Genomic DNA, 9449 nt, shown 5'->3' with positions numbered 1-9449 from the left:
GATATTAGAGAATTTCTTTACAGCCTGAACTAATTCCTTTCAAAAATGGCAAAAGCTAAATATGAAAAAAATAAGTAAATTTATAAAATAAAAGAGAAATAGTTTCTTCTTTAAAACTATAAGCACATAACAATAACTTTATATGGTGATGTTTGAGCTGGGATACTCTTTGTGGTAGCACCATATACAACAATTAGGTTTCGGTTTGCAGGGTTTCTAGTAAATCTTTGATCATTTTCCAATACTATCGGAGTATGTTGGTCAATATTTAATTTTAGTTGGTTATCACTACTTACTAACTCACTGTTAAAATAATCTACTTTCACATTTTGGTATTCTGTATCTTTTGCCATAACAATTGCTCGAAGCTGTGGTGGAAAAATTAGGGGAACAGGTGCATTTGCATCATAAAATCCAGTTACCATATCTCCTGCTGCCACCATTACATGATCTACAAAGTAAGTAGATGGTGATACGACGAAATTTATTAAAGTTCCGAGTTCGTCTTCTACAGACATTAATTTATAACATCCTAACCCTTCTCCACTTGGAGTTATCCAAAAATCATCAATCATGATAATAGTGCCATGAAAGGATTTGAAATTTTTCATTTTACTCTTCCACTCCTATTTTAACTTCTATATAACATATTATTGATTATTAGGAATTTATGTTACTACTTCACATAAAAAACTTCAATAATCTTTCTTTTTAGAGAGTTAGTAAATATGCAGAACTAAAGAGAATTTGCATATTTATTTAGTTGTATCTTAAGGTTTAAAAATCTGAACTAAGTGCAGAACAAATAACAAAAATCATATTATAAAAATATTTAATTAAAAAGTAGTAGAGAACAGAAATAATTTATAACATAACATGAATATATCAATTTTTAATTAGAGATAAAAAATAATAACTTTTACAGTTCTATTAACATTGTTATAAAAAAGAATATATAATGAAATATGTATGTTGAATTACCAAAAATGCAATGTTCTTAAGTAGTTGATTTGTAATGTAATACAAAGAATTACAGAAATTATCATATGTTTTCTAGAAACATCATGTCCATCTATTCATTGAATTTTACACATAGTTAAAACCTAGTTATTAACTATTTTTTGTAAAGATAAGAAATTTTAAACTTGCTTATAGATTTTTATTCACATTTAAGATGGTTCAGTATATGATTAAATGGTATATTACATGCTAGTTTTGCTTGCTAAGATATTTTCTTTAAACTAAAAATTAGTCTTTAATGAAATAAATATTAGTATAGGAGGAGCTATGAATAAGATTAAGGATATAATAAAAAATCAATATGGAATAAGTTGTATTAGTATTACTAAGCAAATAGGAGGATGGTCAGCACTAGCATATAAAGTTGCAGATGGAGTGAATAACTACTTTCTAAAGGTTTATGAGAAGAGTAGAGCTTCTACTTCTAAATTAACAGCACTTATTGAGAAGTACATTCCTATTACTATTTGGCTTAATGATAATACGGATTTAAGAGAGAAAATTTCTGTTCCTTTATTGACTAAGGAGGGAAAATTTAAATGTGAAGACCATGAAGGAATATACTTACTTTATGAATATATTCATGGAGAAACCATTGGAAATAAGGAATTATCAAAAAAGCAAATCTATGAGTTTTCAGAAATTGTTTCTGTACTACACTGTTACAATGATGAAATACCTCTTAATACAGAAGGCATAAAAGAAAATTTTGACATTCCCTTTTTATCTAATCTTCGAGAGGAATTAAAAAGAGAAAATAGCACTCTTCCTAAGGAAGTAAAAGAGTTAATAAATATTTATATAAAATTTATTAATTATTTAATTGATACTCTAGAAAATTTATCAGTATCTTTAAAAGGGGAGAGTATGAAAATGGTACTGTGTCATACAGATCTTCATTATTGGAATTTAATGCAAAGCAATGAAGATTTAGTTTTAATTGATTGGGAAGGATTAAAGATAGCCCCTCCAGAAGCTGACTTAATGTTTTTAATAGATAAGCCTTATTATAATCTATTTATAGATATCTATTGTAAATACCATAAAAATTTTGAAATTAACGAAAAAGCTTTAGAGTTTTATAAAATAAAACGCAAATTAGAAGATATTTGGGAATTTATTGAGCAATTCTTATTTGATAATCAGAATGAACATAGTATGATGCAGAACTTTAGTTATTTAAAAAGAGAATTAGAAGATATTAAGTTTTTGAAAACTATATAATAAAATATAATTTATTACAATTTATGAATAAATAATATAAAAAAATAATAAAAGGGAGTATAATATTTTTTATACTATATTATTTTATGAGGTGAGTTAACTTATGAATACTATAGAACAAGTATTAGATTCTATAAAGGAGAAATTAATCCATATAAATGGTGTTGAAGGGATAGTTCTTGGAGGATCACGAGCAAGAGGTACGCACAGACCAACTTCTGATATTGATATTGGTATTTATTATGATGAATCTTTGGGGTTTGATGTGAAAGAAGTTGATAAAATTGCTACTGAAATTGATGATTATCATAGAGAAAATCTCATTACACATTTAGGTGGTTGGGGACCATGGGTTAATGGTGGCGGTTGGCTTGTGATTCAAGGATATCATGTAGATTTAATATTCCGAGATATAAAAAGAGTTTCACAGGTTATAGATGAGTGCTTGTTAGGAAATGTTTCAGCCCATTACCACGCTGGTCATCCTCATGCTTATTTAAATATGATGTACATGGGTGAAGTAGCCATATGTAAAATATTAGCTGATCCAACAAATCGAATTGCAGAATTAAAGACAAAAACTATACCATATCCTAAAAAATTACAGGATGCGATAATAAAATATTTTATGTTTGAAGCAAATTTTTCTCTAAAGTTTGCTAATGATAATTCAGATAGAGACGATATTTCATATGTATCTGGATGCTGTTTTCGTACCATTTCTTGTTTAAATCAAGTCTTATTTGCTAAAAACGCAGAATACTGCATCAATGAAAAAAAGGCTGTAGCTATGATTGATAATTTTAGTATTAAACCAAAAGATTACAAAAAAACAATTGACAAGATTGTTACATTGGTTTCTTCAGATAGAGAGAAAATAAAGGAAGCAGTAAAAATACTCCAAGATCTTGTTTTCAAAACTGAGAGTATAAATAGAAAAGGATAACGGAGTCTTATCAAAAATAGAATTGACAGAGATTTGATACTAATCATGTGGAAGTTATAAATATATTGCTATGAGATGATTTCGTAGGATATTAAGAATGAGAGAATTTATTTACTAATAATTGTATTATTGTTGTAAATAATAACTGAATTATCACCACTAAGGAGAAATATGTCAAAAATCAGGGATGTAAAAAAATAGAATCTAAGGTTCGTATCATTACTATGACAGCTTGGTTGGTGTAAAATTATATTATTTAAACCTGCTCTTTAGTGGCAGGTTTTTGTGTTGTGGTATTGGAAATAAATTCAATAAATAATAAAATGATAATATGGATATATCCATATTTTTATAAAATATAATTATAATATGGATGATGGTAAGTACCATCCTTTTTTTATTTGTTCGATATTTTAGAAATAGAATGATGGAGTTTTTCTACGATCGTTTAATATGGAAAGAATGCATGTTTTAGAAAAGGCAGGACATTGACTGATAGAAGAGTGGAAAATGAAGCAATAGAACACTTTTGTTTGCATTTTTTAAGTAGACACAAGAAAATACATGTAACTTCTTCATAAAGTTAATCTAAATTAGAGTAACCCATTTTACCATTGATCTTAATTAGATTTTATAGAACATTAATATATAAATCTCTCAAATGTTATTTTAAAAATTTTGGGGAAAGATAAAATAAAGTATATTTGAGGAGGTTTGTAATGAAAGCATTAACATATCAAGGTATAAAGGACGTTAAAGTCAAAAGCGTAAAAGATCCCACTATTGAGAAAGAAGACGATATAATAGTGAAGGTTACATCAACAGCAATTTGTGGTTCTGATTTGCATTTATTACATGGGATGATACCAAATACTCCTAAAGATTATGTTTTGGGGCATGAAACTATGGGGATTGTAGAGGAAGTAGGAAAAGGAGTAACTAAGTTGAAAAAAGGTGACAGGGTAATAGTACCTTTCCCTATATCTTGTGGTCACTGCTGGTATTGTGAACATGACTTATGGAGCCAATGTGATAATTCAAACTCTAATGGAGAAGTTGGAGCTGTATTTGGATATAGCAATACTTTAGGTGGATATAATGGAGGTCAAGCAGAATTCTTAAGAGTACCATATGCAAATGTAGGACCTGTGATTGTGCCAGAAGAGCTTACAGATGAAGATGTTTTATTTTTAACAGATATACTTCCTACCTCATATTGGGGAGTTGAAAATGGTAATGTTAAACATGGAGATACTGTTGTAATATTAGGCTGTGGTCCTGTAGGACTTCTATCACAAAAATGGGCAGCTTATATGGGAGCTAAAAGGATAATAGCTGTAGACCATGTAGATTATAGACTTAAACATGCAGGCAAATTTAACGGAGTAGAGACAGTTAACCTAAAAGACCATGATAATGTAGGTGAGTGTATTAAAGAGATAACCAATGGTGGTGCTGATGTTGTAGTTGATTGTGTTGGTATGGATGGTAAAATGACTATGGTTGAAAAAGTAGAAACGCTTTTAAAACTGCAGGGTGGTTCAAAGTCCGCAATTGAAATAGCTACTCAAGCAGTAAGAAAAGGCGGAACTGTATCATTAGTAGGAGTTTATGGAGCAAGGTATAATGCTTTTCCTCTTGGGGACTTTTTCTCAAGAAATATTACGCTTAAGATGGGACAGTGTCCAGTTCACTCCTATGTTGACCCTATATTAAAGCTTATAAAAGAAAATAAATTTGATGCAAAGGATATTATAACTCATAGATTATCACTAGATAAAGCTGAATATGGATATAAAATTTTTGATGAAAAAGATGATGAGTGTATAAAAGTAATTCTAAAGCCATAGGAAAGAGAATAATATGATATGTTATGTTTATAGGAAAAATTTATAATACAAGATAAAGATTTAAGGAATTATCATGGATATTATAACAATAAAATTAGAAGTAAAACAATGTAACATTCATAGACCTTTCAGTTAATTTTTACTGTTAATAATTTGGTATAAAAATAAGGGCATACAAATATGTGCCCTTTTTTTATGTTTAAAAGCTTTATAAATTTATACTAAAAGAGATTAACTGCTCTAATACTTAAGAAAAAGTTCATAATTCTATCTTAAAATTATAGCCAGCAGATATGTTGTCATAGATGCTATATGTGGGGATGGTTACACTATTGTAAAATATGAAAAATTTTTTTGTATATTTAAAACTACATGCTATACTAGTAAGTTTTGAAAAGCTTTAGCGAATAGTGTAGTAAAAAAGATCTCCTTTTATTAAAAGAAGTGGTTATTTAACTTCTTGACATGGCTAATAGATATGTTACAATCTAAAAATAGACTGATATGTTTATTTTATAGAAATAAATATTTATGAGATGTAATCAAAATTTAAGCATATGAATGCTTGATAAGTGAGCTTTTATTTTAAGTAATGTTAATAAATTATTAGGATAAAATAAATAAGACTGGAGGAATCTTTTATGAGTGAAAATACTAAAGGAGAAAAGTCTAAGGAAAATTTAATTGAATGTGCAGCCAAATTATTCTTGGAAAAAGGATATAATGCAACTGGTATAAATGATATTTTAAATAGTGCAGGTTTATCAAAAGGATCCTTCTATTTTTATTTTGCCAGTAAGAAAGACTTAGCTATGGAGGTTGCTGAGTACTATAATAGAATTAAAGTAAATGAGATTTCGAAAGCTGCAGAAGGAAGAACATGGGAATCATTTGTTGAAAAAATTGTAGGTGATGAGATAGAAAAAGCAAAGCAACAAAATAGCTATGGTTGTCCAAATGCTGTATTAGGTATGGAAGTTTCTTTTTTAGAGCCAGACATTGCAGAAAGATATTATACTACAATCAAAAATCAAGTAGGTATATTTGTTGATGTTCTTAAAAGATCTGGCATATCTGAAGATAAAGCAGCAATAATTGCAGAACGTGCTTTTGCTATGTATGAGGGATATTTATTGTTTTATAGAATGAGTAAAGACATCAATGAATTAGAAAAACTTCTAAGAGACTTAAAAATGATTGATAAATATATTTAATTTCTTGTATAGAGCAGGAAAGCCGTCTGAATAGGCGGCTTTTTAAATATTGCTATTTATTTGTTGAGATGTAAAATGTCTTTAAATTATTGGAATTTTATTTTCGCAGGGTACATTTATATTACATTTGCCACAACCATACCGTGGAAAGAATCTAGGCAGTATCTCTCTATCGATATACTCATTGCAAAGTTGATTATCCTTACCTTTTTCACTGATTGAAACTGGTGGACACCTTCGCATGCATGCTCCACATTTTCCACTTGTGAGAAAAGGACAGTATTCATCATATCGACTATAAGGACGTAGTGTTGGTGTCAGTGAAAGTGTGGTTATTACACTGCCAATTTGACCTGCCGTTCCTTTGGCTGTGATAAGTGCTCGATGTAGTCCAAAGGTACCAAGCCCTGCTGCAAAAGCAATATGACGTTCAGACCAGTTGGATATCCTGTTCTCAACTTGGAAACGTGCATCTATACTTGGTGCTACAGCCTCCGCATCCAATCTTTTTAATAGTTCAACAAGAAAAATATGTGCAGCGTCAATGAAAACCTGACCGTCAATCCTTTCCGAAACCCATTCTTCAGAGGGGAGGCCGACATTTCGATTAGTATCTCTCAATTCTTTTGTAAGAGGCAAAAAGAAAGAGATTATTGAATTTGCTCCTGGTAACCATTCATTGGGCAAAATAAATTTCGCTCCAACAATATTTGGCTTGCGAAATTCTTCAAAGTATGGGTCATTAGCTGAAGCAATACCAATAAGAGGAGCATCATAAATTTTCATATTGTTATAATCATGAAGTACATTTCGAGGATCGTTTTCTATAAACTTAGTAAATTTTCTTTTTATATAATTTTCATTTTGAATATTTATCATAAAAGCATCTTCCCTTTCTTACTTAAATAATGTTTTAGAAAAGCAATAGTACACACATTCACTAACTACAGAAGTTAATTAAAGTATCAAATAATATACCGACTGGTCTATTATTTTTAATATAACATATATTGTACTCTATGTAAATAATTATAAGAAGATATTTATATTTGATAGCTCATGTTCAGGAGTTCAAGGATACATTTATTTTCAGCGATAAGTATAGGTGTTATTAATAACTACAAATTGATTAAGCAAAAGACTATGGAGATTACAAATGGGAAGTTTGTGTTATAGTACATCATTCTAATACCTAAATAAAAGGAGAAAGATAACTAAAACGATAAAAATATAAAGAATAACGATAAATAATTATTGTAATAGTTAAAAATATAATATATAATTAGGGTGTAAATAATGAAGAAAAACTATTTCAAAGAGAGGTAATTTTTATGCAAGAAAGAACAAGTTCAAAAATATTGAATGGATTAGTTATTGTAGGAATTATTTTAACAATTCTTGCTCTTATAGGCACTCCACTTGTGTTGACAGCATTTTTAAAGAGTTCAACTATGAAACTATCAGCTCCAAATATAAAGTGGATATTGACAGTGTGTATTTATCTGTGTGCAGTTCCTTATGTGATAGCTTTATTTAAGTTGAAAAAAATTTGTAGATTGCTTACAGGTGAAAATTCATTTTCACCAATTATATCGAAAGAGTTTCAAGTAATTGCTATTTGTGCATTTGCGGAAGCTATTATCTACATTCTGAGTAACTTATTTTTATATATAGTATTTGATTTTTATCTATATGCAGTAACTATAATACCTTTGATAATTGTAGTTTTTCTTGCAGTGACAATCGGATTCTTATGTTTGGTAATGTCTAATATATTTAAAAGAGCTGCTGAAATCAAAGAAGAAAATGATTTGACATTCTAAAGGGAGGAATCAAATATGATTATAGTTAACTTGGATGTTATGATGGCAAAACGTAAAATATCTTTAACGGAGTTATCAGAACAATTAGGAATGACAATGGCAAATGTATCGAACTTTAAAAATCAGAGAGCGAAAGCTTTTCGTTTTACCACTCTTGATGCTTTGTGCAAAATACTCCAATGTCAACCTGGAGACATTTTAGAATATAGAGAAGATAATGCTTTAGAGAATGAAAAATAAAGAGGAAAAAATGATGATTATGAAATATGATATTGCAATTATTGGGCTTGGGCCTTCTGGCTCCATACTGGCACGACTGCTTTCAAGAAAATATAAAATTATTGCCATCGATAAAAAAGACTCTAACAAGAATGGATTTCAGAAACCCTGTGGCGGATTGCTTTCTTCCGACGCGCAGAAAGCATTGGCAAAGTTAGACATGACCATTCCAAAAGATGTTATGGTAGATCCCCAGATTTTTGCTGTTAAAACCATAGATTTAAAAAATGATCTCATTCGTCATTATCAGAGGTTTTATATCAACCTTGATCGTCATAAATTTGATTTATGGCTAAAATCACTTATTCCGAATCATGTTGAAATTCACAATAATTCTCGTTGTTCTGCTGTTGAAAAAGTATCAGAAGCTTATAGAGTAACTTTTCATGAAAATGGTATGGAACGGGTGATTATAGCCAAATATCTAGTGGGGGCAGATGGTGCCAATTCTTTGGTACGTCGAACACTTTATCCCAAAAAGAAAATACGAACTTACATGTCAATCCAACAATGGTTTCCTGAAACACATACCAACCCGTTTTATTCTTGTATTTTCGACTTGGAGAATACCGATTGCTGCTCTTGGTCCATATCCAAGGACAATCAGTTTATTTTTGGTGGCGCATTTCCTATGGATAATTCCCGACAACGATTTGAAAATCAGAAAAAAAAGCTTGAGAAAATTGGATTCCGATTTGGAGAGCCTATAAAAACCGAGGCCTGTATGGTACTGCGACCGTCAGCATTTCATGATTTTTGCTGCGGTAAGGACAACGCTTTTTTGATTGGGGAATCTGCAGGCTTTATTAGTCCAAGTTCACTAGAGGGAATCAGTTCAGCTATCAACAGTGCACGAGCTTTGAGTGAAGTTCTAAATGCTCATAGTAAAAATGTAAACAAAAAATATAAATTAAAAACTCTTAATATTCATTTAAAAATATTTTTGAAACTATTTAAATGTCCCTTTATGTACAATTCTTTTTTACGTAAGCTAGTATTGAAAAGCAGATTCCAAAGTATTGATATTATTTCGGAAGAACCTTAAAGTGTAAAGATGAATTAAGTGCAGATAAGGACAGCTGTAGATACATTC

9 protein-coding genes are annotated in these 9449 nt (G+C 29.8%); 7 read left to right on the top strand and 2 right to left on the bottom strand.

Features of this window, described 5'->3' with window-relative positions; all coding sequences use genetic code 11:
* Positions 1-116: 116 nt before the first annotated feature.
* Positions 117-611, bottom strand: a complete 495-nt coding sequence (locus ACY1IQ_RS03140) for a hypothetical protein (RefSeq protein ID WP_461612587.1) — start codon at positions 609-611, stop codon at positions 117-119.
* Positions 612-1287: 676 nt separating this feature from the next.
* Between ACY1IQ_RS03140 and ACY1IQ_RS03135 the strand changes: the two genes are divergently transcribed.
* From ACY1IQ_RS03135 to ACY1IQ_RS03120, 4 genes are all read left to right on the top strand, one after another.
* Complete coding sequence (locus ACY1IQ_RS03135) at positions 1288-2244, top strand: aminoglycoside phosphotransferase family protein (RefSeq protein ID WP_461612586.1); 957 nt, start codon at positions 1288-1290, stop codon at positions 2242-2244.
* A 103-nt stretch (positions 2245-2347) separates the two neighbouring features.
* Complete coding sequence (locus ACY1IQ_RS03130; protein WP_461612585.1) at positions 2348-3190, top strand: nucleotidyltransferase domain-containing protein; 843 nt, start codon at positions 2348-2350, stop codon at positions 3188-3190.
* A 719-nt stretch (positions 3191-3909) separates the two neighbouring features.
* Positions 3910-5040: a zinc-dependent alcohol dehydrogenase gene (locus tag ACY1IQ_RS03125; RefSeq protein ID WP_461612584.1), complete on the top strand. Its 1131-nt coding sequence runs from the start codon at positions 3910-3912 to the stop codon at positions 5038-5040.
* A gap of 641 nt (positions 5041-5681) precedes the next feature.
* The gene (locus ACY1IQ_RS03120) at positions 5682-6254 is read left to right on the top strand and encodes a TetR/AcrR family transcriptional regulator (protein WP_461612583.1); all 573 of its coding nucleotides are present in this window, start codon (positions 5682-5684) and stop codon (positions 6252-6254) included.
* An 81-nt stretch (positions 6255-6335) separates the two neighbouring features.
* Here the strand turns inward: ACY1IQ_RS03120 and ACY1IQ_RS03115 are convergent, their stop codons facing one another.
* On the bottom strand, positions 6336-7133 hold the full coding sequence (locus ACY1IQ_RS03115) for a 4Fe-4S binding protein (RefSeq protein WP_461612582.1): 798 nt from the start codon (positions 7131-7133) through the stop codon (positions 6336-6338).
* Positions 7134-7585: 452 nt separating this feature from the next.
* Between ACY1IQ_RS03115 and ACY1IQ_RS03110 the strand changes: the two genes are divergently transcribed.
* Genes ACY1IQ_RS03110 through ACY1IQ_RS03100 form a run of 3 tightly spaced genes read left to right on the top strand, consistent with a single transcriptional unit; the run spans position 7586 to position 9401 of the window.
* The gene (locus ACY1IQ_RS03110; protein WP_461612581.1) at positions 7586-8077 is read left to right on the top strand and encodes a DUF2975 domain-containing protein; all 492 of its coding nucleotides are present in this window, start codon (positions 7586-7588) and stop codon (positions 8075-8077) included.
* Between the two features lie 15 nt (positions 8078-8092).
* Entirely contained in the window at positions 8093-8317 is a 225-nt protein-coding gene (locus ACY1IQ_RS03105) for a helix-turn-helix domain-containing protein (protein ID WP_461612580.1), read from the top strand.
* A 13-nt stretch (positions 8318-8330) separates the two neighbouring features.
* The gene (locus ACY1IQ_RS03100) at positions 8331-9401 is read left to right on the top strand and encodes an FAD-binding protein (protein WP_461612597.1); all 1071 of its coding nucleotides are present in this window, start codon (positions 8331-8333) and stop codon (positions 9399-9401) included.
* Positions 9402-9449: the final 48 nt, after the last annotated feature.

This window comes from Clostridium sp. Marseille-QA1073 (assembly GCF_054863625.1).
The sequence above is the reverse complement of the archived record's forward strand: the minus strand, read 5'-3'. Positions and strand labels throughout refer to the sequence as shown.